This window comes from Amycolatopsis sp. lyj-23, from assembly GCF_046549135.1.
In the GTDB taxonomy this organism is placed as follows: domain Bacteria; phylum Actinomycetota; class Actinomycetes; order Mycobacteriales; family Pseudonocardiaceae; genus Amycolatopsis.
This window is the reverse complement of record NZ_JAJPWN010000002.1, coordinates 119,906-143,067: the sequence shown is the minus strand read 5'-3', so window position 1 is coordinate 143,067 and position 23,162 is coordinate 119,906. Positions and strand designations below refer to the sequence as shown.

Annotated in this window: 25 protein-coding genes; 18 read left to right on the top strand and 7 right to left on the bottom strand. The window is 73.5% G+C overall.

Annotation, left to right across the window (positions count from 1 at the left end; genetic code table 11):
• Nucleotides 1-211: 211 nt before the first annotated feature.
• Entirely contained in the window at nt 212-1,081 is an 870-nt protein-coding gene (locus ACLJPY_RS03650) for a MerR family transcriptional regulator (protein WP_410586562.1), read from the bottom strand.
• Between the two features lie 301 nt (nt 1,082-1,382).
• On the opposite strand from ACLJPY_RS03650, the gene ACLJPY_RS03645 reads away from it, so the two are divergent.
• From ACLJPY_RS03645 to glgC, 3 genes are all read left to right on the top strand, one after another.
• Nucleotides 1,383-1,796, top strand: coding sequence for an STAS domain-containing protein (locus ACLJPY_RS03645; RefSeq protein WP_410586561.1), 414 nt, complete (start codon nt 1,383-1,385; stop codon nt 1,794-1,796).
• 211 nt (nt 1,797-2,007) lie between these two features.
• Entirely contained in the window at nt 2,008-3,162 is a 1,155-nt protein-coding gene (gene glgA, locus ACLJPY_RS03640; RefSeq protein ID WP_410586560.1) for a glycogen synthase, read from the top strand.
• Nucleotides 3,159-4,376 carry a glucose-1-phosphate adenylyltransferase gene (gene glgC / locus ACLJPY_RS03635; protein WP_410586559.1) on the top strand — a complete coding sequence of 406 codons (1,218 nt, stop codon included), beginning with the start codon at nt 3,159-3,161 and terminating at the stop codon, nt 4,374-4,376. Before glgA ends, glgC begins: the two co-directional genes overlap by 4 nt.
• Before the next feature lie 15 nt (nt 4,377-4,391).
• Here the strand turns inward: glgC and ACLJPY_RS03630 are convergent, their stop codons facing one another.
• Nucleotides 4,392-4,523 (bottom strand): hypothetical protein, encoded by a 132-nt coding sequence (locus ACLJPY_RS03630; protein WP_410586558.1) that lies wholly within the window; start codon nt 4,521-4,523, stop codon nt 4,392-4,394.
• Between the two features lie 91 nt (nt 4,524-4,614).
• On the bottom strand, nt 4,615-4,764 hold the full coding sequence (locus ACLJPY_RS03625; protein ID WP_410586557.1) for a hypothetical protein: 150 nt from the start codon (nt 4,762-4,764) through the stop codon (nt 4,615-4,617).
• A 178-nt stretch (nt 4,765-4,942) separates the two neighbouring features.
• Between ACLJPY_RS03625 and ACLJPY_RS03620 the strand changes: the two genes are divergently transcribed.
• Nucleotides 4,943-5,980: an NADPH:quinone reductase gene (locus ACLJPY_RS03620; RefSeq protein ID WP_410586556.1), complete on the top strand. Its 1,038-nt coding sequence runs from the start codon at nt 4,943-4,945 to the stop codon at nt 5,978-5,980.
• Between the two features lie 48 nt (nt 5,981-6,028).
• Here the strand turns inward: ACLJPY_RS03620 and ACLJPY_RS03615 are convergent, their stop codons facing one another.
• A complete protein-coding gene (locus tag ACLJPY_RS03615; protein WP_410586555.1) occupies nt 6,029-6,985 on the bottom strand; it encodes an alpha/beta hydrolase in 957 nt (318 codons plus the stop codon).
• A gap of 330 nt (nt 6,986-7,315) precedes the next feature.
• On the opposite strand from ACLJPY_RS03615, the gene ACLJPY_RS03610 reads away from it, so the two are divergent.
• The 12 genes from ACLJPY_RS03610 (at nt 7,316) to ACLJPY_RS03555 (ending at nt 18,008) form a co-directional block, all read left to right on the top strand.
• Nucleotides 7,316-8,338 carry a helix-turn-helix domain-containing protein gene (locus ACLJPY_RS03610; protein WP_410586554.1) on the top strand — a complete coding sequence of 341 codons (1,023 nt, stop codon included), beginning with the start codon at nt 7,316-7,318 and terminating at the stop codon, nt 8,336-8,338.
• A gap of 543 nt (nt 8,339-8,881) precedes the next feature.
• Nucleotides 8,882-9,331 carry a hypothetical protein gene (locus ACLJPY_RS03605; protein ID WP_410586553.1) on the top strand — a complete coding sequence of 150 codons (450 nt, stop codon included), beginning with the start codon at nt 8,882-8,884 and terminating at the stop codon, nt 9,329-9,331.
• A 20-nt stretch (nt 9,332-9,351) separates the two neighbouring features.
• Nucleotides 9,352-9,801 (top strand): hypothetical protein, encoded by a 450-nt coding sequence (locus ACLJPY_RS03600; RefSeq protein ID WP_410586552.1) that lies wholly within the window; start codon nt 9,352-9,354, stop codon nt 9,799-9,801.
• The gene (locus ACLJPY_RS03595; RefSeq protein WP_410586551.1) at nt 9,798-10,277 is read left to right on the top strand and encodes a hypothetical protein; all 480 of its coding nucleotides are present in this window, start codon (nt 9,798-9,800) and stop codon (nt 10,275-10,277) included. The genes ACLJPY_RS03600 and ACLJPY_RS03595 overlap by 4 nt, the downstream gene beginning before the upstream one ends.
• Nucleotides 10,274-10,705, top strand: coding sequence for a hypothetical protein (locus tag ACLJPY_RS03590; protein WP_410586550.1), 432 nt, complete (start codon nt 10,274-10,276; stop codon nt 10,703-10,705). The genes ACLJPY_RS03595 and ACLJPY_RS03590 overlap by 4 nt, the downstream gene beginning before the upstream one ends.
• Nucleotides 10,706-10,748: 43 nt before the next feature.
• Nucleotides 10,749-11,084, top strand: coding sequence for a competence type IV pilus major pilin ComGC (locus ACLJPY_RS03585; protein WP_410586549.1), 336 nt, complete (start codon nt 10,749-10,751; stop codon nt 11,082-11,084).
• Nucleotides 11,085-11,140: 56 nt separating this feature from the next.
• Nucleotides 11,141-12,229: a type IV pilus twitching motility protein PilT gene (locus tag ACLJPY_RS03580; protein ID WP_410586548.1), complete on the top strand. Its 1,089-nt coding sequence runs from the start codon at nt 11,141-11,143 to the stop codon at nt 12,227-12,229.
• The gene (locus ACLJPY_RS03575) at nt 12,226-13,755 is read left to right on the top strand and encodes a GspE/PulE family protein (RefSeq protein ID WP_410586547.1); all 1,530 of its coding nucleotides are present in this window, start codon (nt 12,226-12,228) and stop codon (nt 13,753-13,755) included. The genes ACLJPY_RS03580 and ACLJPY_RS03575 overlap by 4 nt, the downstream gene beginning before the upstream one ends.
• On the top strand, nt 13,752-14,957 hold the full coding sequence (locus tag ACLJPY_RS03570) for a type II secretion system F family protein (RefSeq protein WP_410586546.1): 1,206 nt from the start codon (nt 13,752-13,754) through the stop codon (nt 14,955-14,957). The genes ACLJPY_RS03575 and ACLJPY_RS03570 overlap by 4 nt, the downstream gene beginning before the upstream one ends.
• Entirely contained in the window at nt 14,957-15,385 is a 429-nt protein-coding gene (locus ACLJPY_RS03565) for a type II secretion system protein (protein ID WP_410586545.1), read from the top strand. Before ACLJPY_RS03570 ends, ACLJPY_RS03565 begins: the two co-directional genes overlap by 1 nt.
• On the top strand, nt 15,379-16,002 hold the full coding sequence (locus ACLJPY_RS03560) for a prepilin-type N-terminal cleavage/methylation domain-containing protein (RefSeq protein WP_410586544.1): 624 nt from the start codon (nt 15,379-15,381) through the stop codon (nt 16,000-16,002). Before ACLJPY_RS03565 ends, ACLJPY_RS03560 begins: the two co-directional genes overlap by 7 nt.
• Nucleotides 15,999-18,008, top strand: a complete 2,010-nt coding sequence (locus ACLJPY_RS03555; RefSeq protein ID WP_410586543.1) for a hypothetical protein — start codon at nt 15,999-16,001, stop codon at nt 18,006-18,008. Before ACLJPY_RS03560 ends, ACLJPY_RS03555 begins: the two co-directional genes overlap by 4 nt.
• 4 nt (nt 18,009-18,012) lie before the next feature.
• Here the strand turns inward: ACLJPY_RS03555 and ACLJPY_RS03550 are convergent, their stop codons facing one another.
• Entirely contained in the window at nt 18,013-18,792 is a 780-nt protein-coding gene (locus tag ACLJPY_RS03550; protein ID WP_410586542.1) for a prepilin peptidase, read from the bottom strand.
• Nucleotides 18,793-19,195: 403 nt separating this feature from the next.
• Here ACLJPY_RS03550 and ACLJPY_RS03545 point away from each other — a divergent pair, with 403 nt between their 5' ends.
• Nucleotides 19,196-19,609: a hypothetical protein gene (locus tag ACLJPY_RS03545; protein WP_410586541.1), complete on the top strand. Its 414-nt coding sequence runs from the start codon at nt 19,196-19,198 to the stop codon at nt 19,607-19,609.
• 109 nt (nt 19,610-19,718) lie between these two features.
• On the opposite strand, the gene ACLJPY_RS03540 is transcribed toward ACLJPY_RS03545, so the two are convergent.
• Nucleotides 19,719-20,162 (bottom strand): DUF6294 family protein, encoded by a 444-nt coding sequence (locus ACLJPY_RS03540; RefSeq protein WP_410586540.1) that lies wholly within the window; start codon nt 20,160-20,162, stop codon nt 19,719-19,721.
• Nucleotides 20,163-20,352: 190 nt separating this feature from the next.
• On the opposite strand from ACLJPY_RS03540, the gene ACLJPY_RS03535 reads away from it, so the two are divergent.
• Nucleotides 20,353-22,470 carry a BTAD domain-containing putative transcriptional regulator gene (locus ACLJPY_RS03535; RefSeq protein ID WP_410586539.1) on the top strand — a complete coding sequence of 706 codons (2,118 nt, stop codon included), beginning with the start codon at nt 20,353-20,355 and terminating at the stop codon, nt 22,468-22,470.
• 318 nt (nt 22,471-22,788) lie between these two features.
• Here the strand turns inward: ACLJPY_RS03535 and ACLJPY_RS03530 are convergent, their stop codons facing one another.
• Nucleotides 22,789-23,148: an STAS domain-containing protein gene (locus ACLJPY_RS03530; protein ID WP_410586538.1), complete on the bottom strand. Its 360-nt coding sequence runs from the start codon at nt 23,146-23,148 to the stop codon at nt 22,789-22,791.
• Between the last annotated feature and the right edge of the window lie 14 nt (nt 23,149-23,162).

Below are 23,162 nucleotides of genomic sequence, written 5' to 3'. Positions count from 1 at the left end.
GAGGTGCCCCGGTGAGCGGGATGCGGTGTCGTTGCAACGAACCGGCAGCGGTTACCGGTGGCGGACGAGGTCCGGTCACGGGCGGACGCGCCGATCGGGTCCGGTGAGGATCGAGCACCGCGGAGCGAGTGCGGCCGGAGGGCAGTGCGGCTTGCGGGGCCTCACCCGGCCGGAGGAGGCCGGTGCCGAACCGCCGCGCCACCCCACGCCCTCAGGTGGCGTGCTCGACCGCCAGCTCCACCGCCGAGGTCAGGTCGTTCACCCAGCGGAAGCCCCGGTCCGCCAGGTGCGCCCAGCCCGGGCCCGCCGTGGCCACGTCGCACCCCATGGCGCGGATCCGGGTCGCCAGGAGGTCGTCGGCCGTGGTCGGGGCCGTCGACCACAGCAGCACCAGGACCGGGTCGAGGCGGGCCGCCAGGTCCGCCACCGTCTCGGCCGGGACCAGCTGGCCCAGGTAGGCCACCGGGACCGCCGCCTCCGCCAGCGTCGCCCGCAGGGCCTCGATCGGCAGCGAATGCCGTTCCGCGGGGCAGCAGGCCAGCAGCACCGGCCGGCCCGGCACCGCCGCCGGGAAGCGGCGGCTGAACCGCTCGAACGCCAGCGAGATCTCCGACGTCAGGGCCCATTCCGAGGCGAAACACGCGTCGCCGCGCTGCCAGCGGTCACCGAGGCTGCGCAGGGCCGGGGCCAGGACGTCGGTCCAGGCCGCGGCCGGGCCGAGCGTGCCCAGGGTTTCGTCCAGCAGCCCCGCCACCGAGGCGTACCGGAGCTCGTCGGCGGCGTCGGAGAGCTCACGCGCACGCCGGGAGGCCGGCACCTCGAGCCCGGCCGGCACGCGGCCGAACGCCGCCTCCGCCGCTTCCCGCACCGGCATCCCGCGCGCGACCAGCCGCTGCATGTGCTGGAGACGGCGGACGTCCGCGTCGGAGTACCGCCGGTGGCGCCCGGTGCCGGCGGCCGGGCCGATCCCGTACCGCGCGCTCCAGCTGCGCAACGTCACCGGCGACACGCCGAGCAGCTCGGCCACCTTGCCGGGCGCCCAGGCCCCGGCGGCGGGTGGCGCGTGGTTGTCGGGTTCCACCGTGCCCCTTCGCCTCGCGGACCGTGAACTGCCGAAGTTTAGCGAGGTCCCCGCCACCCCATCGGCGAAGACACGCAGGCCCCGCGGGGACGCACCCTCGCCGGTGCTCCGGTCCCCGCGGCCGGACGCGGGCCGCCGCCCGGCTGGCTGCGCCGCCGCCGGTGACGTCCCGCCGGACTCCGTCACCTGACCACGGTATACCGCGTCGCAACGGTTGTGCATCGTGCACATTCCGGAGTCGGTGAGTGATCTCGCGACGTCGTGGGTACCACCGCCGAGGACGTCCTACGAGGAGGAAGCGATGACGGACCACAGTCCGCCCGGCCACACCACCACGACCGACGACGGGATCGTGATCGTCAGCTGCCCGGGCGAGCTGGACCTGGCCCGCGCACCCGGCCTGCGGGGAGCGCTGCTGGGGCCGATCCACGCGGGCGTCCGCGGGATCGTCGCGGACCTCACCGAGACGACGTACTGCGACTCGACCGTCTTCAGCGTGCTGGTCGAGGCGTTCCGCGACGCCGGTGCGCGCGGCGTGCCCTACGCCATCGCCGCGGGCGAGTCCGCGGTCGCCCGGCCGCTGCAGATCCTCGGCCTGGACCGGCTGCTGCCGCTGCACGACCGGGTCGAGGCGGCCCAGGCGGCCGTCGAAGGCCGGCCGGTGGCCCCGAACGGCCGTGACGAGGTCCCGGGGGCGAGCGCCGTCTCGTCCTGACCAGCCAGTGCGTCCACAGTGGAGTTCGGCGGACGGCGAAACCGCTGATGAGGCCGGTGCCGCACACCGTCGAAGCGGACCGGAGGGACGGCTGGTCCGGTGGGTGGCGCCGCCGACGGCACCGCGATCACCCCGGCAGTGACGGAAACTCGCGGAATTCCCCGGTCCGCCAGACTGCGCCGCGGCCCGGTGCTGCCCTAGGGTTCGCATCATGAAGGTCGGTCTGCTCACCCGCGAATACCCGCCGGAAGTCTACGGCGGCGCCGGGGTCCACGTGGAGTTCCTCGCCCGGGAGTTGCGACCGCTGGTCGACCTCGACGTCCACTGCTGGGGCGCGGACCGCCCCGACGCGACCGGGCACACCGACCCGCACGGCTACCGCCAGCCCGCGTTCACGACCATGGACATCGCCGTCTCCATGGCGAACGCCCTCGAAGGCCACGACCTCGCGCACAGCCACACCTGGTACGCGAACCTGGCCGGGCACCTGGCGAAGCTGACCCACGGCATCCCGCACGTCGTCACCGCGCACTCCCTCGAGCCGCTGCGGCCGTGGAAGGCCGAGCAGCTCGGCGGCGGCTACCGCGTCTCGTCCTGGATCGAGCGCGAAGCCTACGAGTCCGCCGACGCCATCGTCGCGGTCAGCGGCGGCATGCGCCGGGACGTCCTCGCCGCCTACCCGGCGGTGCCGCCCGAGCGCGTGCACGTGATCCACAACGGCATCGACACCACCCTCTACCGCCCCGACCCGGGCACCGAAGCGCTGGTCAAGCACGGCATCGACCCGGACCGGCCGTACGTGCTGTTCGTCGGCCGGATCACCCGGCAGAAGGGCGTGCCGCACCTGGTGCGGGCCGGTGCGAAGCTCGACCCCGGCGTCCAGCTGGTGCTGTGCGCGGGCGGGGCCGACACGCCCGAACTGGACGCCGAGTTCCGCGGGCTGGTCGCCGAGCTGGAGAAGACCCGCACGGGCGTCCGCTGGATCCCGGAGATGCTGCCGCGCGACGAGGTCGTGCAGCTGCTCACCCACGCCGCGGTGTTCGCCTGTCCCTCGGTCTACGAGCCGCTCGGCATCGTGAACCTCGAGGCGATGGCGTGCGGCACCCCGGTGGTGGCCAGCGACGTCGGCGGGATCCCGGAGGTCGTCGACGACGGCCGGACCGGGCTGCTCGTGCACTACGACGAGCAGGACGCGCCGGCGTTCGAGGCGGGCCTGGCCGCGGCGCTGAACGAAGTGGTCGGCTCCGGCGAGCGGGCCGCCGCGATGGGCAACGCCGGCCGCGAGCGCGCGGTCGGCGAGTTCGGCTGGAAGGCGATCGCCGAGCGGACGGTCGCCCTCTACGAGGCGTGCGGGAGGTCGCTGTGAACAGCGAATGCCATGTCCTGGGCATCGTGCTCGCGGGCGGGGAGGGCAAGCGCCTGATGCCGCTGACGGCGGACCGGGCGAAGCCGGCGGTGCCGTTCGGCGGCACGCACCGGTTGATCGACTTCGTGCTCTCCAACCTGGTGCACGGCGGGATCCGCCGGCTGTGCGTGCTGACGCAGTACAAGTCGCACTCGCTCGACCGGCACATCTCGACGACGTGGCGGCTGTCGTCGCTGACCGGCGAGTACGTCACGCCGGTGCCCGCGCAGCAGCGGCTGGGCCCGCGCTGGTACCAGGGCAGCGCCGACGCCATCCACCAGAGCCTCAACCTCGTCCACGACGAAAACCCCGAGTACATCGCGGTGTTCGGCGCGGACAACATCTACCGGATGGACCCGCGGCAGATGCTGGAGGCGCACATCTCCTCCGGGGCGGGCGTCACGGTCGCCGGCATCCGGGTACCGCGCAAGGAGGCGAGCTCGTTCGGGGTCATCCGGACCACCGACGGGCTCATGATCGACGCCTTCATGGAGAAGCCCGCGGACCCGCCGGGCCTGCCGGACTCCCCCGAAGAGGCGTACGTGTCGATGGGGAACTACATCTTCACCACGAAGGTGATGCTGGAGGCCCTGTACGCCGACGCCGAAAACGCCGCTTCGCACCACGACATGGGCCGCGACATCATCCCGGCGCTGGTCAAATCGGGTGAAGCCGCCGTCTACGACTTCAACACGAATGTCGTGCCCGGCGAAACCGAACGCGACCACGGTTACTGGCGTGATGTCGGCACCATCGACAGCTACTACGAGGCGCACACCGACCTCATTTCGACGCACCCGATCTTCAACCTCTACAACCGGCGGTGGCCGATCCTGGCCCACCCCGGCCAGCGGGCGGCGGCGAAGTTCGTCGAAGGCGGCTCGGCGAACCAGTCGATCGTCAGCAACGGCTGCATCATCTCCGGGGCCCAGGTCGTCGACTCGGTGCTCTCCCCCGACGTCATCGTCGAGCAGGGCGCGGTGGTGCAGGGCTCGGTGCTGCTCGACGGCGCCCGCGTCGGCCGCGGCGCGGTGGTGCGGCGGGCCATCCTGGACAAGAACGTCGTGGTCCCGCCGGGCGCGCACATCGGGGTCGACCTGGCCCGCGACCGCGGGCACTACCACGTCAGCGAGGGCGGCATCGTCGTGCTGGGCAAGGGGGAACGCGCGATCTGAGCCCGGGCGCCGGGCTCAGGAGCGGGCGGCGGCCGAGATGCGCTCGACGACCTGCCGGGGGTCGATCCCCCAGCGCTCGGCGAGCTCCGAGATCGAGGCTCCCGCCGCGTGCTCGGCGGCGATCATGCTGTTGACGACGCCGGCCACGGCTCACTCCTCGGCCACGGGTGTGCGGGCACCCGGGATGCTACATGTTCGCTGCGGATGTCGATCAACGTGCTGCACTTCGGCGGTCCGGTCACCGCGCGGACCCGTCCGGCTCCCGCGCCGGATCCGGCGTATCCGCCCGCGCACGCGTCGCGCGGAACACGGCGTCGAAGATCGGCGTCGGCTCACCGTCATCGCGCTTCGGCCGTTCGTCCCCCGGGGTGCGCTTTTCCTCTCCCACGCGCCCAGTTTCTGCGACGGCTGCCGATTCCGCTGAGACGAGCACCGAAAATCGCCCGGCCGGGGGATCTCCGGCACCGCGCCCTTTTCTTCCTTTCTGGCGATCGAAAAACCATTTTCCGGCGCGCATTTCCGCGACCGGCGGGAATATCGCGGGCCGCCGGTGGATTGCACCCGGCATGAAAGCAGTCGTCTACCGCCGTCACGGCGGACCCGAAGTCCTGGAGCTGATCGAGCGGCCCGTCGCGGACCCGGGTCCCGGCGAGGTGCGCGTCCGGATCGTCGTGTCCGCGGTCAACCCCACGGACTGGAAGGCACGCAGCGGGCTGCGCGCCGAGCCGGGGGCCGAGGTCCCCGAAACCGTGCCGAACCAGGACGGCGCGGGCGTGGTCGACGCGGTCGGCCCCGACGTCACCGGCTTCGCCCCCGGCGACCGCGTCTGGACGGTCATCGCGGGCGCCTACAGCCCGGTGTCCGGCACCGCGCAGGAGTACACGGTGCTCCCGGCTGCGAAGCTCGTCCGGCTGCCCGAGGGGGCCGGCTTCGACGAGGGCGCCGGGTTCGGCGTTCCGGCCCTGACCGCGCACCGGGCGCTGACGGTCGCGGAGGACGGCCCGGCCCGGCTCTCCCCCGGCGCGCTCGCGGGCCGCACGGTGCTGGTCAGCGGCGGGGCCGGCGCGGTCGGCAACGCGACGATCCAGCTCGGCCGCTGGGCCGGGGCGACGGTGCTCGCAACGGTCAGCAGCGAGGAGAAGGCCGCCCTCGCGCGGGCCGCCGGGGCAGACCACGTGCTGCGCTACCCCGATCCCGAGCTCGGCACCCGGATCCGCGAAATCGCTCCCGACGGCGTCGACGTCGTGGTCGAGGTCGCGGCCGGGGTCAACGCGAAACTGCACACGGAGGTGCTGCGCCCGCGCGGCACGGTTGCCGCCTACGGCAACGACCGCGGCACCGGCACGCTGAGCATCGACTTCGGGCAGGCGCTGTGGCTGAACGCGCGTTACCAGTTCCTCGTGCTGTACACGGTGGGCGAGGACAAGCTGCGGGCCGGCACCGAGGACATCACGGCGGCGTTCGCCGACGGCGCGCTGCGCCTCGGTGAAGACCGCGGCGTGCCGGTCCACCGGTTCCCGCTTTCCGACACGGCGAAAGCGCACGCCGCGTCGGAAGACGGCGTCACCGGGAAGGTCCTGATCGACGTCAGCCCGGCCGGCTGACGAGCGGGCGCGCAGGCCGCGGCCGACGGCCTGCGCGCACCCGGCCGGTCAGGCGGTGATGCCGAGGCCGCGCCGGAGCGCGTCGAGTTCGTCGGCGAACATCCGGCGGGAGACACCGGCCGTTTCGACCAGGCTCGAGCCGTGGAAGGTGCCCGGGTAGAGCCGCAGTTCGACGGGCACGCCCGCGTGCGCCAGCCGCTGCGCGTAGGCGAGGCCCTCGTCGCGGAGCGGATCGAACTGGCACGTCGTCACGAACGCGGGCGGCAGGCCGGCGAGGTCGGCGGCGCGGGCCGGGGCGGCGTAGGGCGAGACGTCCGGGCCGCCCGGTTCCGCGCCGAGGTAGCTGCGCCAGCTGTGCACGGCGTTCGGCCGGTTCCAGACCGGCGTGTCGGTGTAGGCGCGCATGGACGGGGTGTCCAGGCGGTCGTCAAGCTCGGGGATGCCGAGGTACTGGAAGCACAGCCGCGGGCCGCCGCGGTCACGGGCCAGCAACGCGACGGCGGCCGACAACCCACCCCCGGCGCTCTCGCCGGCGACCCCGAGGCGGGCGGGATCGATGCCCAGCTCGTCCGCCTTCGCGGCGACCCAGGTCAGGGCGGCGTAGCAGTCTTCGACGGGCGCCGGGAACGGGTGTTCGGGAGCGAGCCGGTAGTCGACCGAGACGATCACGACGTCCAGTTCGTCGACCAGGTGCAGCAGGTGGGCTTCGAAGGTGTCGAGGTCGCCCATGACGAACCCGCCACCGTGGATGTAGAGCAGCCCGGGCAGCGCGGCGGACCGGTTCGCCGGTGCGTAGACGCGCACGGGCACATCGGCGGCGTCGGACGGCCCGGGCACGGCGGTGTCGCTGACGTCGACAGGACGGCTGGGTTCGTAGGCGGGCACGACGTCCCGCAGCTGCGCCATCGAGGAACGCGCGGCCAGCAGGGACTCGTGGTCGGTGAGGGTCACGGCCGGGAGCATCTCCAGCCAGGGCAGCAGCTCGGGATCGATCGCGTAGGTCATGCCTCGATCATGGGCGGTGGAGCGGGATGCGGACCACCGCCAGGCGGCGGGGGTTGCGGGGGCCTGCCCAGCCACCCGGCGGCTGGGGCGGCGCCGAGCCGTCCTGCGGTCGCGGGCGGCCCCACCGCGGACTGGCGGGTTCCGGCGAAAACCGGCGGTCTTTGCCGTCGGCCGCGAGCATCCGTGAACGGCAACGGAGCCTTCCGGGCGGGTTCCGCGAAGCAGCGACCCGGGGCAAACTTCGCCATCCGCCGCGAACATCGCCGAGCTGGACCTCGGCGAACCAGGACGTGCTCGCCTTCAGGCGGCGAACCCGCCTATCTTGGCGGGATGAAAGGCCTGCTGCTGCGGCTGTCCGGGCTCGACGCCGACGCCGAGAACGCCGTGCGGGTGATCGGGTTCTTCGATCGCCTGATCGCCGCGCGTGCCGGGGTCGATGCGCTCGTTCGCAGCACCGCCGAGCTGGCCGGGTGTCCCGTTGGTGTGCACGCTCCCGGGCGGGGCCTGTCGGTGCGGGCTGTGCCCGGAGGTGGTGTCGGCACGCCGGCCACGGCGCCCGCGGGGGCCGCCACGCGCACGCTGGACGGCGGTGTCGTCGTCTGGGTGGCGCGGGACGGCGCGCCCGTCCCGCTCGACGACATGCTGCTCGAACGCTTCGCGATCGCCGTCGCCATCCTGCTGGAGCACTCGGGTGTGCCGCGACCGGAGCTCGGGGATCCGGCGTTGGTCGAACTGGTGCTGTCCGAAACCACCGGCACGGCCGACCGGGCGCGCGCCCTGCACCTGCTCGGGTTCGGACCGGCGACCCGGCTGCGCGTGCTGGCCGGCACGGGCGTCGACGCACTCGCCGGGCGGTCCGCGCGCCTGGGCGGGGTGCGGGCGGTGCTGCTGCCGGGCGAAGTCGCCTCGCTGCCGGACGGGGCCCGGGCGGGCATCGGCCCGGACGGCCCCGCCATCGACGTCGCCCGCTCCTGGACGGCGGCCCGGACCGCCCTGCGGTTCACCTCGGCCGCGGAACCGGTGGTGTGGTGGGAACGACTGGGCGCACTCGCCGCGCTCGCCGGCAAGCTCGACCCGGCGGAACTCGCGGAACTGCCCGATGTCCGGGCGCTCGACCACCTGGCGGCCGAACACCACGGCGCCGACACCCTGGCGGCCCTGGACGCGTTGTGCGCCACGGGATCGGCCCGCAAAGCGGCCGCGGCCCTGCACCGCCACCACAGCACGATGCCCGCGCGGCTGGCCCGTGCCGAAGCGGTGCTGGGCTTCGAGGTCGACTCGCCGTCGGGCCGCTTCCGCCTCCACCTGGCCCTGGTGCTGCGCCGGCTGCGGGACAACGCCGACCTCGGCTGAACCCTCCGGCCAGCTTCGCATCCCCGCGACATGTGTGCCGGGACGGTCGGCTTGCGTACCTGGGCGGTCGGCTTGCGTACCCGGGCGGTCGGCTTGCGTACCTGGATGGTCGGTTCGCGTGAGCCTTGATCCGGGAAGCCGCGGGACTCTTCGACGGTTACTCATCAACCGAAGAATTGTCACGAAACGTTATCACCCGAAGGCGATTGTCCGGCCCGCGAACGGGCGAGCCGAGGTCACCGAGCGCCTTCGGCAAGATCACGGGACGGTTGCCGCCATTCGGCCGATCGTGTCAACAAAGTCGCAGGTCACAGTCCCGCATCAGAACTTTTTCTCTGTGCCACGACGTCGCCGCGGCCCGACTACGCGCGCGTAACACGTCCGGGAACGCGGATCAAGGGACCTCCGGCCCACGCAGTCGGGCCGGTCGCCCGGAGTGAAACCCGGAAGTGACTTCGCACACTCTTCGTGACGGTCCACCCGGACCGGCCGGACCGCGACCGAGCCCCGGCCACCCGATTCCACCAGCTCCAAGGAGAACTCATGCGCAACATCAGCAAGCGGTCCGCGGTCGTCCTCGGCGCCGCCGGCGTGGTCCTCGTCGCCGGTGTCGCCTACGCCGCCTGGTCCAGCTCCGGCGCCGGCACCGGCTCGGTCACCTCGACCACTTCGCTCAACTCGGCCATCACGCCCGCGGGGTCGGGCAGTGCGCTCTACCCGGGCGGGGGCACCGACTTCACCGTCACCGTCAACAACCCGAACGACTACCCCGTCGTCGTCACCTCGATCAGCGCCGGCTCCTCCGACGCGGTGAACGGCTGTGCCGCCGGCACCGTCACCAGCGCCGCGCCCGCGAGCACCACCGGCACCATCGCGGCCAAGGGCAGCGGCACCTACACCCTGCACGCGCAGATGAGCAGCGGCGCCACCGACGCCTGCAAGGGCCAGACCTTCGTGCTGCCGCTCACCGCCACCCTCGCGTCCAACGCCTGAGCACACCGGACGGCGGCCCGATGTCCAGGTGGCGGTTCGCGCTTCCGGCCGGCGCGCTCGCGGCCGTCGTCCTCGCGTGGTTCGCGCTCGGCCCCGCGCCGGTGGCGAGCACCGCGAACGGCGGCGGCATCAAGCAGTTCGGCATCGCCGACGTGCCCGGCCGGGCCTCCGCGCTCGTCCCGGGCGCGACCGGCAGCCGGTGGATCCGGCTGGCGAACGCGGAGAACTTCCCGATCCTCGTCCAGACGGTGACGGCCACGGTCGGCGCCCCCGTCGACAGCCGCGGCCGCCCGGTCCCGGCCTGCCCGGCGGCCTCGGTCCGGCTCGACGCGCTCGCCCGGCCGGTCACGGTGGCCGGCAACGGCACCGCCGACGTCGCCCTCACCACGCACATGCTGCCCGGCACCCCCGACGCGTGCCGGTCGGTCACCTTTCCCCTGACCTACACAGGAACGGCGGTCAAGCCATGAAGAACCCGACCCTGCGCCGCGTGCTCGTGGTCACCACGGTGGTCGGCGCGACGCTGGGCGGCGGGATCGCCGTCGCGGCGTGGACGAGCTCCGGTTCGGGCGCCGCGAACGCGAAGGCCGGCACCGCCTCCGCCCCGACGACCGGGACGGTGGCCGCCTCGGCGTTCACCAGCGGCCTGCTCTACCCCGGCGGACCGGCGGGCGACGCGAAGATCCTGGTGAACAACCCGAACCCGTACCCGGTCAGGGTCAGCGGCGTCGCGGCGAACGGGACGCCGACCGGGTCCGCCGGCACCGGCACCTGCACCACGACGGGGGTGTCCCTGACCGCGCAGTCGCCGAACACGACGGTGCCCGCGGGTGGGAGCGCCACCCTCACCCTCGCGGGCGCGGTGTCGATGAGCACGGCGTCCGACGACGGCTGCCAGGGCGCGCTGTTCACCATCCCGGTGACGGTCACGGTCGTGAGCGGATGAGCACGCCCAGGGTCGTCTTCGCGGCCGCACTGGTGGCGGCGGCGTGGACCACGGCGATCAGCGGCCTGGTCGCCGTCGGCGCGGCGAAGGCCGAGGCCGCGTGGCTCAAGGCCGGTCCCGGCACGGGGTACGCGGCGGCGCTGAAGCTGCAGCCGCCCGGCCAGCCGGTCGTCGACTCGGCGAAGTGCAACAGCAGCAACGGCGGCCCCTCGGCCACGCTGCACTGGTCCTACCCGGTGACGGCGCTGCCGCCCGGGTTCGAGCTCCTGACCGCGACCGGCGCGGGCGGGCCCGTCTCCACCGCGGGCACCACCACGACCACTTCGGCCACCATCCCCTTGCCGGGCAACAACAAGGTGTACGTCAGCGTGCGCGCGACCGCCGGCGCCTGGAAGGGGACGCGATCGGTGGAGGTGGCCGCCTGCTGACTCCGGAACGTGCCTGAACCCCCTGCAACACAAAGGAACCACCATGCTGGAGAGACTGCGTGCCGCTCGCGCGAACGAGGACGGCTTCACCCTGATCGAACTGCTCATCGTCGTCGTGATCCTCGGTGTCCTCGCCGGGGTCGTCGTGTTCGCCGTGTCGGCGTTCAACGGCGACGGCAAGGCCGCCGCGTGCAACGCGGACTGGAAGAGCGTCGAAACCGCCAACGAGGCCTACTACGCCAAGACCGGTGGCTACGCCGCGGATCCGGCCACGCTGAAGACCGCCGGCTACCTGAAGGACGAGCCGTCGACGACCAACGGCTACACGATCAGCATCGCCGCCGGTGTCGTGAAGGCGACCGGCGCCTGCACCCACTGAAACCTCGCCGCGGGGTGGGGCGACCCACCCCGCGGGCACCCGCCCGGAGGGAACCCATGCCCACCCCGATCGGCAGCCGCGTCGACGGCCTGCTCGAGGCGCTGTGGCAGGCGCGTGGCACCGACCTGCTGCTCACCGCCGGACTGCCGCCCCAGCTGCGCGTGCACGGCGACCTCTCCGCGGTCCCCGGCCACCCCGTCCTCACCGGTGCCGACACCGCCGCCCTGCTCGCCGAGCTCCTCATCGACGAGCAGGCCACGGCGTGGCGCACCGCCCGCGAATTCGACTTCTCCTTCGGCTGGCGCGACGAAGCCCGCGTCCGCGGCAACGCCTTCACCCAGCGCGGCGAGACCGTCGTCGCGCTGCGGATGATCCCGCGCCGGATCCCCGGCATGACCGACCTCGGCCTGCCGCCGGTGCTGGCCGACTTCGCCCGCCGCCACCAGGGTCTCGTGCTCGTCACCGGGCCGACCGGCTCCGGGAAGTCGACCACGCTCGCCGCCGTCATCGACCGGATCAACACCGAACGCGCCTGCCACATCCTCACCGTCGAGGACCCGATCGAGTACGTCCACGAACACCGGCGCTCGGCGGTGAACCAGCGCGAGGTCGGCACCGACACCGAGTCCTTCCCCGCGGCCCTGCGCAGCGCCCTGCGGGAGGACCCCGACGTCCTGCTGGTCGGCGAGATGCGCGACCTCGAGTCGATCCGCTTCGCCCTGACCATCGCCGAGACCGGGCACCTCGTGTTCGCCACCCTGCACACCAACGACACCGCGCAGTCGCTGGCGCGGATGGTCGACGTCTTCCCGGCCGGGCAGCAGGAGCAGGTGCGCGTCCAGCTCGCCGCGGCGCTGACCGGGATCGTGCACCAGCGCCTGCTCCCCCGCGTCGGCGGCGGCCTCGTCGCCGCGTTCGAAGTGCTGGTCGCGAACACCGCCGTGCGGAACCTCATCAAGGAGGGCAAGGCGCACCAGCTGCGCAACGCACTGGTGACCGGGCGGCGCGAGGGCATGGTGACCCTCGAGCAGTCGCTGTCGGAGCTCGTCGCCGCCGGGCTGGTCTCCCCCGCCGACGCGGCCGCCCGCAGCCTCCACCCGCAGGACATCGACCCGCGGCCGCGGCCCCGGAGCGTGCCGGCATGAGACTCCGCACCCAGCCCCGCGCCGTCGACCTGCGCACGGTCACCCCCGACCGCGCCGCCGCCGACCTCCTCGGCGAGGCGAAGGCCCGCGACCTCTGCGCGATCCCGCTGGCCGTCCGCGAGGACGGCGTGCTGGTCGCCGTGGCCGACGCCGCCACCGCGCCCGCCCTGCAGGAGGCGCTCGGCCGCCCGGTGACCGTCGCCGTCGCCGACCGCGCCGACATCCTGGCCACCATCGGCCGCACCTACCGCGCGCTCACGGGTGTCGACCAGCAGGTCAGGGCGTTCGAGGCCCGGGACGCCGTGCGCCGCGACGCAGCGCGCGCCGAGGCACCGGCCACCGCGACCGACGACGCGCCGGTGGTGCACGTCGTCGCGCTGATGATCAAGCAGGCCCTGCGCGACCGGGCCTCCGACATCCACGTCGAGCCGCAGGCCGAGCGGATCCGGGTCCGCTACCGCATCGACGGCGTGCTCCACGACGTCCTCGACCTGCCCGGCTCGATGGGGCCCGCGGTGACCAGCCGGATCAAGATCCTGGCCGGCATGAACATCGTCGAGCGCCGCCGCCCGCAGGACGGCCAGATCAGCATGGACGTCGAAGACCGCCCGGTGGACATCCGGGTGGCGAGCACACCGGTCGTCGGCGGCGAGAAGGTCGTGCTGCGGCTGCTGGACAAGAGCCGCCCGCTGTTCCGGCTGCCGCAGCTGGGCATGCCCGCCGGGATGGCCACGCGGTACGCGGCGGCGCTGCAGTCGCCGTACGGCATGGTGATCTGCGCCGGGCCGACCGGCAGCGGCAAGACCACGACGCTCTACGGCTCGCTCGGCGAGCTCGACAGCAGCGAGCGCAACATCATGACCATCGAGGACCCGGTGGAGTACACCATGTCCTCGATCAACCAGATCCAGATCAACGAGCAGACCGGCGTCACCTTCGCCGACGGCCTCAAGTCGATCCTGCGCCAGGACCCGGACGTCATCCTGGTCGGCGAGGTCCGGGACGTCGACACCGCGCGGATCGCCGTGCAGTCCGCGCTCACCGGGCACTTCGTGCTCTCGTCGCTGCACGCCACGGACGCGGCTTCGGCGCTGCACCGGCTGCTGGACATGGGGATCGAGAACTTCCTCGTCGCGTCCTCGGTCACCGCCGTGCTGGCCCAGCGGCTCGTCCGGCGGATCTGCGCGCGCTGCAGCGAGTACTACGAACCCGCCGCCGAAGAGATGTCCTTTCTGGACTCGCTCGGGGCGGCCGGGCCGGCGGGCGGGTTCGTCCGCGGGGCGGGGTGCAACTTCTGCGCGCAGACCGGGTTCCTCGACCGCACCGGCGTCTACGAACTGATGCCGGTCAGCGACGGGATCCGCACGCTGGTGCTGGAGAGCGCGCCGCACCGCGAGGTGCACGAACTGGCCCGCGAGGAAGGCATGCGGACGCTGCAGGACGAGGCACTGCGGCTGGTCGCCGAGGGCGTCACCACCCCGGCCGAGGTGCTGCGGTCGATCTACCTCACCGGAGGCGCGCGGTGAACCGGTACGCCTACGTCGCCACCGGCCCGGACGGCCGGCGCACCCACGGGGTGCAGAAGGCCGCCGACGCCGACGCCGCCGTCCTCGCACTCTACGAGCGGGAGCTGCGGGACATCGAGGTCACCGAGAAGAAGAGCGTGCTGAGCCGGGAGCTGACCGCGCCGCGGGTGAAGCGCGAGGTCGTCATGCACCTCTCGCGCCAGCTCGGCGCGTTCGTCCGGGCCGGGCTGCCGCTGATCGACGCCGTCCGCATCCTCGGCGACGAGGCCGCGAACTCGTCGGTGGCGCGGATGCTGCGGGACGTCGAACACGGTCTGCGCGGCGGCGACCGGCTGTCGGACTGCATCGACCGGCATCCGAAGATCTTCCCCGAGTTCTACCGCGGGATCCTGCGCTCGGCGGAGCTCACCGGGCAGCTCGACGTCGTCCTCGACCAGCTGGCCGGCTACCTCGAGCGCGACCTCGAAGCCCGGCGCAAGATCAAGGCCGCGCTGATCTACCCGGCGATGATCGCGCTGATGTCGGTCGTCACCGTCGTCGTGCTCGCCACCTTCGTGCTGCCGCGGTTCAAGACCTTCTTCGCCAGCCTGAACGCGAAGCTGCCGCTGCCGACGCGGATGCTGCTGGCCGTCACCGACTTCCTCGGCTCGTGGTGGTGGGCGCTGCTGGCCGCCCTGCTCGCCGTGATCGTGCTGTACCTCGCCGCCGTACGCACCCCCGGCGGCCGGTACGCCCGGGACCGCGCACTGCTCGGCGTCCCGGCGATCGGGCCGGCCGTGCGGCACGCGCTGGTCGAACGGTTCTGCCGGATCCTGTCGTCGATGGTGAGCGCCGGGGTGCCGCTGCCGGAGGCGCTGCGGGTGGCGACGGACTCGCTGCGCAACCGCGTGTTCATGCGGGCGCTCGGCCGGGTCGCGCAGGCCGTGCTCGCCGGCGAGGGCCTGGCCCGGCCGCTCACCGGCTCCGGGCTGTTCCCGGTGACCGCCGCGCAGATGATCCGCGTCGGCGAGGACACCGGGACCCTCGACACGCAGCTGCACGTCACCGCCCAGTACTACGAAGGCGAGCTGGACTACCGGCTGAAGAAGCTCACGGCGCTGTTCGAGCCGGCCGTCATCGTCGTGATGGGGCTGGTCGTCGGGTTCGTCGCGATCGCGCTCGTCTCGGCGATGTACGGGATCTTCGGCCAGGTGCACGTCTGATGGGCGACGGTGACCGGGGCGAGACCCTGCTCGAACTGCTGGTCGCGGTCGCGATCCTGGGTGTCGCGGTCGTCGCGGTCGTCGGCGGGATCGGCGTGAGCGTGCTGATGTCCGACGTCCACCGCAAGGAGGCGACGGCCGGCGCCGGCGTGCGCGACTTCGGCGAGGCCGTCATGGCGGGCGGCTACTTCCCGTGCGCCGCGCCGGCGAAGTACGCCTCGCCCGCCGGGTTCACCGTGCCGCCGGGGTTCGGCAGCTCGGTGGCCTCGGTGAAGTACTGGACCGGCTCGGCGTGGTCGGCGACCTGCGGCACCGACACCGGGCTGCAGCAGGTGACCCTGCAGGTCGCCAGCCTCGACGGCCGCGCGAGCGAACGGCTGGAAGTCGTGCTGCGCAAGCCGTGCAAGCTCGGGGAGCCGCTGTGCTGAGCCGGCGGTCCGACGCCGGGTTCACGCTGGTCGAACTGCTGGTCGTGCTCGTCATCCTCGGGGTGGTCGCCGCGCCGGTCGCCAACGCGGTGATCGTCTCGATCCGGAACACCGATGCCACGTCGGCACGGCTGGCCGTCTCCCACGACGCCCAGCAGAGCTCGGCGTTCTTCGCCCAGGACGTCGCCGCGGTCGGCCTCCGCGACTATTCGGGGCTGGTCGCGAACGGTGCCGTGCCGTTCTCGCCGTCGGTCCAGCTGAACGCGGCCTACGACAGCGGCGGGCAGGTCTGCGGCACGGCGGCGACGCCGGTTTCGGTGCTCCGGCTGCTGTCCGACGACTGGGACACCAGCACGCCGTCCGCGACCCGGCGCACCGCGATCGTCGCCTACCACCTGGCCGGGACCGAACTGCACCGGCTGCGCTGCCTGGACTCCGCGACCGTGTCCGACTCGGTCGTCGCGCACCACGTCGATCCGGCCACGCCCGTGGTCACCTGCGCGAGCGCCTGCACCGCGGCCGCCGTGCCGGTGTGGGTGAAGCTGACCTTCAGCGCGGTAGCGAGCAATACCGACCCCTACCCCATCACCCTCTTCGGGCAACGGAGGCAGACGTGAACCGCCGTCGGAAGGCCGACGACGCCGGGGCCGCGCTGCCGCTGGTGCTCGTGCTGGTCACGGTGGTCGCGGTCGTGCTCGGCGCCCTGTTGTCCTTCGCCGACACCAGCGTCCGCACCACGGTGAACCTGCGCGACCAGGCCGCGTCCGCCTACACCGCCGACGGCGCGCTGCAGGCGGGGATCAACGCGATCCGGACCAGCGCGTTCACCGGCGCGACCGGCGAACACTGCTTCGGCGCGTCCGACACGCTGAGCCTGCCGGACTTCGGTAGCGGTGGTTCGGCCGCCGTTGCGTGCACCGCCGATCCGGCGAAGGTGCGGATCCAGTGCCCGTCCCTGAGCGTGTGCAACCGGCCGGGCAACGCGATCCTGACCCTGGGCACCGGGGGCGAGGACGGGCTGAACATCCAGCAGCCGTCCGGCTCGTCGTTCCGGGTGCACGGGATCGTGTACTCGAACTCGAACATCCGCGTGGTCAACGGCTCGCTCGACACGAACACCGCGGTGTACGCCCGAGGGGCGTGCGCGGGCACGATCCGGAGCGCGCCCGCGCCCTCGTGCGGGTACGGCGGGTCGAGCCTCGGCGCCGACCCCGGCTACGCGCCCGCGCTGACGTCCGTGCCGCCGCGGCAAGCCCTGCCGGCGTGCACGAAGACGTCGTCGCTGATCACCTTCCAGCCCGGCTTCTACGACGACGCCGCCGGGCTGTCGGCGATGATGTCCAGCGGCAGCAGGTGCAAGGACAGCACGTTCTGGTTCACCCCCGGCACGTACTACTTCGACTTCCGCAACAGCGCCGCGGTCCGGCCGCCGTCGCTGCCCGGCGGCGACGACACGTGGACGGTCGACAACGGCTACCTGGTCGCGGGCACGCCGGTGGACGACGGCGGGCGGACCACCGCCAAGCCGCCGGTCCCGGCGAAGATCCCCGGTGCGTGCGACAACCCGATCGACGACGCGAAGGCCGTCGGCGTCCAGTTCGTCTTCGGCGGCGACAGCCGGCTGGCGGTCAAGGCCGGTCAGGCGGAGCTCTGCGGCACCTACACCGCGGAACGGCCGCCGGTCGCCCTCTACGGGTTGGCCTCGGGCGCGGAGACCCCGGTGACCGCGACGCTCGTCCCCGGTTCCCTGACGGGCGGCTTCACCGGCACCGCGGCCGGATTGTCCACAGTGGATGGCCGCGGCGCGGCCTGGGTCGCACCCGGCAAGAGCGGCGGCAGTGCGGCCCTCAGCGCCACCGGCTTCTCCCCCGCCGCGACACCGCCGGCCGGGACTCTCCTGACGTCGGCGAAGATCCGGGTGACCCACCGCAACGACCAGGGCGCGAGCAAGGACGCCCGCACGGCCCAGTTCACCCCAACGGGTGGCCCGGCGATCCCGCTGACCCTGTCGGCGCCCAACGACGGCTCCGCCGCCACCGACGTCACGGACGTGACGAGCCAGCTGGCCCAGGCGGTGTACGACGGCACCTTCACCGGCGGGCAGCTCGGCTACACCGTGACCGTCAAGCACGACGGCACCGAGCTGGTGGACGCGCTGCAGCTCGACCTCGCCTACACCCCGCCCGCCCTGCGCGCGGAGAACGGGTGCACCCAGCTGCTGTACCCGAGCAGCGCCGCGTGCGCGATGGTGACCGCGGTGAACAACTCCGGCAACCGGTTCTACGTGCAAGGGACGACGTACGCCCCGAAGGGCGTCCTCGACGTCACGCTGAACAACGCGACCGAGCCGATCTTCCGCTTCGGCGTCGTCGCGCGGTCGTTGTGGGTGAAGGAAACCGGGAGCGTGACGTTCGGCGGGGCGGTCGTCGAGGTTCCGGACGACTCCCCCGGGTTCGTGTTCGGGGTCTACCTGGCCGCGTACGTGTGCCCGGGTTCGTCCACCTGCGCGCCGGGTGGCGTCCCGGCCGCGCGGGCGCGGGTGGCCTATGTGGACGGTGATCCGGCGAACCCGGTGCCGGGCGCGCGCCAGGTGTCGGTGCTGAGCTGGTCGGGGAACCGGTGACCGGTCAGGCGAGGCCGGTCAGCCGCTGGTAGGCGGCGCCGAGCGGGCCGGCCGCGAAGATCGCCACCAGCGCGGCGGCGATCATGAACGGGCCGAACGGCAGAGCGGTCTTGCGGCCGCCCTTGCCGGAGGCCAGCACGACGACGCCGGCGACCGCGCCGAGCAGGAACCCGCCGAACGCCCCGATCAGCAGCGCCCCCCAGGACAAGTAGGCGAGGACGCCGCCGAGGACGCCCGCGAGCCGGACGTCGCCGAACCCCATGCCGGCCGGGTACGCCAGCGCGAGCAGGAGGTAGAAGGCGAACAGCGCGGCACCGCCGGCACCGGCACGGGCCAGCGACCACCAGTCGCCGCGCCACCAGGCCGACGCCGTCAGCAGGACGGCCAGGACCGGGTACGACGGGAGCACGATCGCGTTCGGCAGGCGGCGGCAGTCGAGGTCGATCAGGGCCAGCGCGATGCCGATCGCGCCGAAGTACAGGAACGCGGGCAGGTCCGGCGGGCCGAGCCGCAGGGCCAGCAGCGCGAACAGCACGGCCGTGCCCGCCTCGACCAGCGGGTACCGGACGCCGATCCGGGCCCCGCAGCCGGCGCACCGGCCGCGCAGGACGAGCCAGCCGAAGACGGGGACGTTGTGCCGGGCCCTGATGGCCTGCCCGCAGTCCGGGCAGCGCGACGGCGGCCGCACGACGGATTCGCCGCGCGGCACCCGGTGGACGACGACGTTGAGGAACGACCCGACGAGCAGGCCGAGCACCGCCGCGGCCACCACCAGCACCGCCATCGGCCTCCTCCGGGAGTCAGGGACGAACGCCGCAGATCTTGCCCGACCCGGCCCCCACCCGCGACCGCACACCCACACCCACCCGGTCGCCCGCGTACGTGGAGGGTCGACCCGCGTACCCGAACAGTCGGCCTGCGTACCCACACGGTCGGCCTGCGTACCTGGAGGGTCGGCCTGCGTACCCAGACCGTCGGCTCGCGTATGCGGCCGGTCGGCGCCCGTCCCCGGTCGTGTCGACCCTCCAGGTACGCCGACCGACCCTCCGGGTACGCGAGCCGACCGTCCAGGTACGCAGGCCGACCCTCTGGGTACGCGAGCCACCTTGTCGGCACCGGCGCGTGCGGGGAAGCGGAACGGAAGCGGCCGCGGGCAGGATGACGGCGGAAGCGAGCGGGAGGAACCCATGAAGACTGCGGTACAGGTGGCACTGGTGACGCTGCTGGCCGGCGCGACGGTGCCGGCGGCCCCGGCCGAGGCGGCGGTGGCCGTCCAGCGGACGGCCGTCTGCCACGCGGGCGGCTACAGCGGCACGTTGACCCTCCGGTACGAGACCGACGGCGGCTTCCACCGCATGCTCGGCGGCTACACCACTTCGGGGCCGTACATCGGCGACGTCGCCGGGACGGTCCGCCTGCAGATCTCCTACCGCAGCGGCACGACAACGCAGACGGTGTACTCGCGGTCGGCGTCGACGACGGGGTCCACCACGTTCACGATGCCGTCGGCCACCGCCGTGCCGGTCGCGTCCGCGGGCACGGCCGCCGCGAAGTTCGACAACGGCACGGCGTCCTGCACCGCGACGGTGCCGATCGGCTAGCCCGGCCGAGGCCGCACGCAGGTCCGCGCGGTGCCCCGGGCAGTGCCGCGGCGGCACTGCCCGGGGCACCGTCCTGGGCCCGGCGCACCGCGACCCAGGACGGTCCCGTTCAGCAGCTCGAGTGCTGGATGGTCTTGAAGATGTTGACAGCGCCGAAGAGCGACGCGTCGTAAGTGAAGTGCTTCGTCCAGAAGTAGCGCGGCGGCGGGTTGCCGTCGTCCATCCGCGGGCTGTCGAACGTGCCGGCCGAGAACAGCGGCGTGCCGGCCATGGTCTTGAAGTCGAAGCTGGAGTGCCAGACGTCGCCCGTGTGGGTCTGGAACGTCAGCGTCGTCGCGCTCCAGTCGCCCGTGCCGTCCGAGCGGAGCACGATGGTGCCGTTGTCCTGCTCGCAGTCACCGGCGTGCAACTGGCCCCAGGTGGCGCTTTTCACGTCGAGCACCGCTGCGCTGTGCGCGGGCGCGGCGTTGGCCGCCGGCGCGCCCGCCAGCACCGCCGCGCCCGTCGCCGCGACGGCGAAAGCCGGCGCCAGACCCCGAATCACACGTTTCATGGACTTCCTCCCGAAGAACTGGTGGCCGCGGACCCCCTCGGTCCGCGCCGGGCGAGCCTCGCAGCGGGCGTCGACAATCCGTCGACAGTTCATCGACGGACGTCGACTTCGGCGTCGGACGTATCCCGCGCGGGCCGGCCCGCTCCTGTACGCGGAGCGCGCGGGACACCCGCGTCGCGGAGGGGCGGGCATGGACGGGGTGGACCTCGGGGTGCTGGGACCGTTCGAAGTGCGGCTCGACGGCGAGCCGCGGGACGTCGGGGGCCCGCGCCTGCGGACCCTCCTGGCGGTGCTGGCGGCGGAGGCGGGCCGGGTGGTCAGCGTCGCCGCGCTGGGCCGGGCGCTGTGGGGAGCGGACGCGCCCGCGCACGCCGATCGCACGGTGCGGACGTACCTTTCGCGGCTGCGCGGCACCGTGGGCTCCGGCGTGATCGTGACGCGGCCGCCGGGGTACGTCCTGCACCTGGCCCCGGACGCCCTCGACGCCGCCCGGTTCGAACGCCTCGCCGCCGACGGACGGCGGGTGCTGGCCGCCGGGGAACCCGCCGCCGCCCGCGAGCGCCTGGCCGGCGCGCTGGCGCTGTGGCGCGGCCACGCCGCCTACGAAGAGTTCGGCGACGTGGAAACCCTGGCCGCGGAAGGGATGCGGCTCGACCGGCTGCGCCACAACGCCGTCCAAGACCGGATCGACGCCGAGCTCGCGATCGGCGAAGACACCGGGCTCATCGCCGAGCTGGAGGCGCTGACCACCGCGTTCCCCGGCCACGAACGGCTGTGGGCGCAGCTGATGACCGCGCTCTACCGGGCCGGGCGGCAGAGCGACGCGCTGGCGGCGTTCCGCCGGGCCCGGCACGGCCTGATCACCGCGGCCGGCGTGGAGCCGTCTCCGGTGCTGACGCAGGTGCACCGCCGGGTGCTCGCCCACGACCCCGCCCTGCTCGCCACCCGGGCGACCGCGGTGGCGGGCCCCGCCCACGACGACGCCCTCGTCGCGGGCGAGCACGCGCTGCTGGACGACGGCGACCTGCGGACCAGCCGGGAACACTTCGAAACCGCCTACGTCCGGGCCGAGCGGGCCGGCGACGCCGCCTCGCTCGCCCGCGCCGCCCTCGGCCTGGGCGGGGTGTGGGTGCACGAGCACCGGACGGCCGTCGCGGCGGCGGCACTGCTCACCCGGCTGCGGCACGCGCTGGAGCGGGTGGATCCCGGATCATCGCTGGGCCACCGGCTCCAGGCCCGGCTCGCGGCCGAACTGGACTACGAGGCGGGCACGCACGACCGCGTCCTCGCGGCGGTTTCGCGGACCCGGACGGCGGGTGACCCGGTCGCGCACGCCGAAGCGCTGAGCCTGGCCCACCACTGCCTGCTCGGGCCGGACCACGCGGTGCTGCGGCAGGAACTCGCGACCGAGCTCGTCGGGGTGCGCTCGGGGCGGCGCACCGACCTCGTGATGGGCGTGCTGTGGGACACCGTCGACCGGTTCCTGGCCGGGGACCCGCACGCCGAGCGGCGGCTCGGCGAGCTCGACGACCTGCTGGCCGAACGCAAGCACCTGGCGGCGAGCTTCGTGGCCGACGCGCTCAAGGTCATGCTGGCCATCCGCGCCGGCCGGTTCCGCGAGGCCGAAGCCGGGGCGCAGGCCTGCGCCGAGCTCGGGCAGGCCGCGGGCGACTTCGACGCGCTGGGCTGGTACGGCGCCCAGCTGGTGGCGATCCGGTGGTTCCAGGGCCGGCTCGGGGAGCTCGTGCCGGTGCTGGACGGTCTGATGCACTCCCCGACGCTCAGCCCGATCGACAATTCGTACTACTCGGCGCTCGCGGTGGCGGCGGCCTCGGCGGGCGACCGCCGCACGGCGGCGGGCGCACTGGCCCGGCTGTGCGGCGAAGACCTGGGCGCGCTGCCGCGTTCGAGCACCTGGCTGACCTCGCTGTGCGGCGCGGCGGAAACGGCGTACCTGCTGGACGACCGCACGACAGCGGCCCGGATCCACGAGCTGCTGGCCCCGTACGGCCACCTGCCGGCGATGGCGAGCCTGGGCATCGCCTGCTTCGGCTCGGTCCACCACCAGCTGGGCACCACGGCGCTGACGGCAGGCGACCCGGACCGCGCGGTGACGCACCTGCGAGCGGCGGTCCGGCACAACCTGGCACTGGCGCACTGGCCGGCGGCGGTGTTCTCGCGCCGGCGCCACGCGGAAGCGCTGGTGCGCCGAGGAGCCCCGGGCGACGCGGCGGCCGCGGAAAGGGAGTTGGCCGCGGCCGAGGAGGAGGCGCGGACGTTCACCGGTCCGCCGGTCAGCGGGTGGTGAGGAGGGCGGGTGCTGCCTCGGCGGGAGTGGGACCGGTTCGCGGCTGGGCCGGGCGATGCCGCGGCCGCGAGATGGATCCGGAGCAGGGACCCATCTTCGCCGGGCAGGAGCCACACTGCTTCCACGGCCGAGCTCAGCGAGCCAGGCGGCGGCCGGTGCGCACCGCAGGGTGCTGTCTCGGCGGGAGCGGCACCGGCTCCGTTGCAGCGCCGGGCGACGCCACGGCCGGGAGCTGAATCCACCGCAGGCGCCGATCTTCGCCGAGTAAGAGCCACACTGCTTTCGCGGCCAACCACTCGCGAGCCGGGTGGTCGCCGGTCAGCGGGCGATGGCCTGGTCCTGCCGGTCCTCCAGACCGAACAACGGCGCGACCGCCGCGAGGTCCAACGCCCGCCGCACCACGATCGACGGCTTCAGCACCAGGTCGATTCCCGCCGCCGCGCAGCGGGCGCGGAGGCGGCCCAGCGAAGCCATTCCCGTCACGCCGCAGAACCCCACCCCCAGCAGGTCGACCACCAGCCGGTGCGGGGCCGCGGCGACCGCGCGGTCCAGTTCGGCGTCGAAGCGGCTGCGGGTGGCCATGTCGATCTCGCCCGTCACCGTCACCCGCAGCGTTCCCGGGCAGGGCTCCGCGGTCGTCGCGGTCAGCAGCAGCGCGGACGGGTCGAGGGCGGTCATCGAGGCTCCTTTCA

Bases quoted from the DNA above. Each gene is read 5' to 3' on its own strand.
- ACLJPY_RS03585 (WP_410586549.1), top strand. From the start codon at position 10,749: ATGCTGGAGAGACTGCGTGCCGCTCGCGCGAACGAGGACGGCTTCACC.
- ACLJPY_RS03620 (WP_410586556.1), top strand. From the start codon at position 4,943: ATGAAAGCAGTCGTCTACCGCCGTCACGGCGGACCCGAAGTCCTGGAG.
- ACLJPY_RS03645 (WP_410586561.1), top strand. From the start codon at position 1,383: ATGACGGACCACAGTCCGCCCGGCCACACCACCACGACCGACGACGGG.
- ACLJPY_RS03540 (WP_410586540.1), bottom strand. From the start codon at position 20,162: ATGAAACGTGTGATTCGGGGTCTGGCGCCGGCTTTCGCCGTCGCGGCG.
- ACLJPY_RS03575 (WP_410586547.1), top strand. From the start codon at position 12,226: ATGAGACTCCGCACCCAGCCCCGCGCCGTCGACCTGCGCACGGTCACC.
- ACLJPY_RS03545 (WP_410586541.1), top strand. From the start codon at position 19,196: ATGAAGACTGCGGTACAGGTGGCACTGGTGACGCTGCTGGCCGGCGCG.
- ACLJPY_RS03595 (WP_410586551.1), top strand. From the start codon at position 9,798: ATGAAGAACCCGACCCTGCGCCGCGTGCTCGTGGTCACCACGGTGGTC.
- ACLJPY_RS03565 (WP_410586545.1), top strand. From the start codon at position 14,957: ATGGGCGACGGTGACCGGGGCGAGACCCTGCTCGAACTGCTGGTCGCG.
- ACLJPY_RS03580 (WP_410586548.1), top strand. From the start codon at position 11,141: ATGCCCACCCCGATCGGCAGCCGCGTCGACGGCCTGCTCGAGGCGCTG.
- ACLJPY_RS03600 (WP_410586552.1), top strand. From the start codon at position 9,352: ATGTCCAGGTGGCGGTTCGCGCTTCCGGCCGGCGCGCTCGCGGCCGTC.
- ACLJPY_RS03550 (WP_410586542.1), bottom strand. From the start codon at position 18,792: ATGGCGGTGCTGGTGGTGGCCGCGGCGGTGCTCGGCCTGCTCGTCGGG.
- ACLJPY_RS03610 (WP_410586554.1), top strand. From the start codon at position 7,316: ATGAAAGGCCTGCTGCTGCGGCTGTCCGGGCTCGACGCCGACGCCGAG.
- ACLJPY_RS03605 (WP_410586553.1), top strand. From the start codon at position 8,882: ATGCGCAACATCAGCAAGCGGTCCGCGGTCGTCCTCGGCGCCGCCGGC.
- ACLJPY_RS03615 (WP_410586555.1), bottom strand. From the start codon at position 6,985: ATGACCTACGCGATCGATCCCGAGCTGCTGCCCTGGCTGGAGATGCTC.
- ACLJPY_RS03530 (WP_410586538.1), bottom strand. From the start codon at position 23,148: ATGACCGCCCTCGACCCGTCCGCGCTGCTGCTGACCGCGACGACCGCG.
- ACLJPY_RS03590 (WP_410586550.1), top strand. From the start codon at position 10,274: ATGAGCACGCCCAGGGTCGTCTTCGCGGCCGCACTGGTGGCGGCGGCG.
- ACLJPY_RS03535 (WP_410586539.1), top strand. From the start codon at position 20,353: ATGGACGGGGTGGACCTCGGGGTGCTGGGACCGTTCGAAGTGCGGCTC.
- glgA (WP_410586560.1), top strand. From the start codon at position 2,008: ATGAAGGTCGGTCTGCTCACCCGCGAATACCCGCCGGAAGTCTACGGC.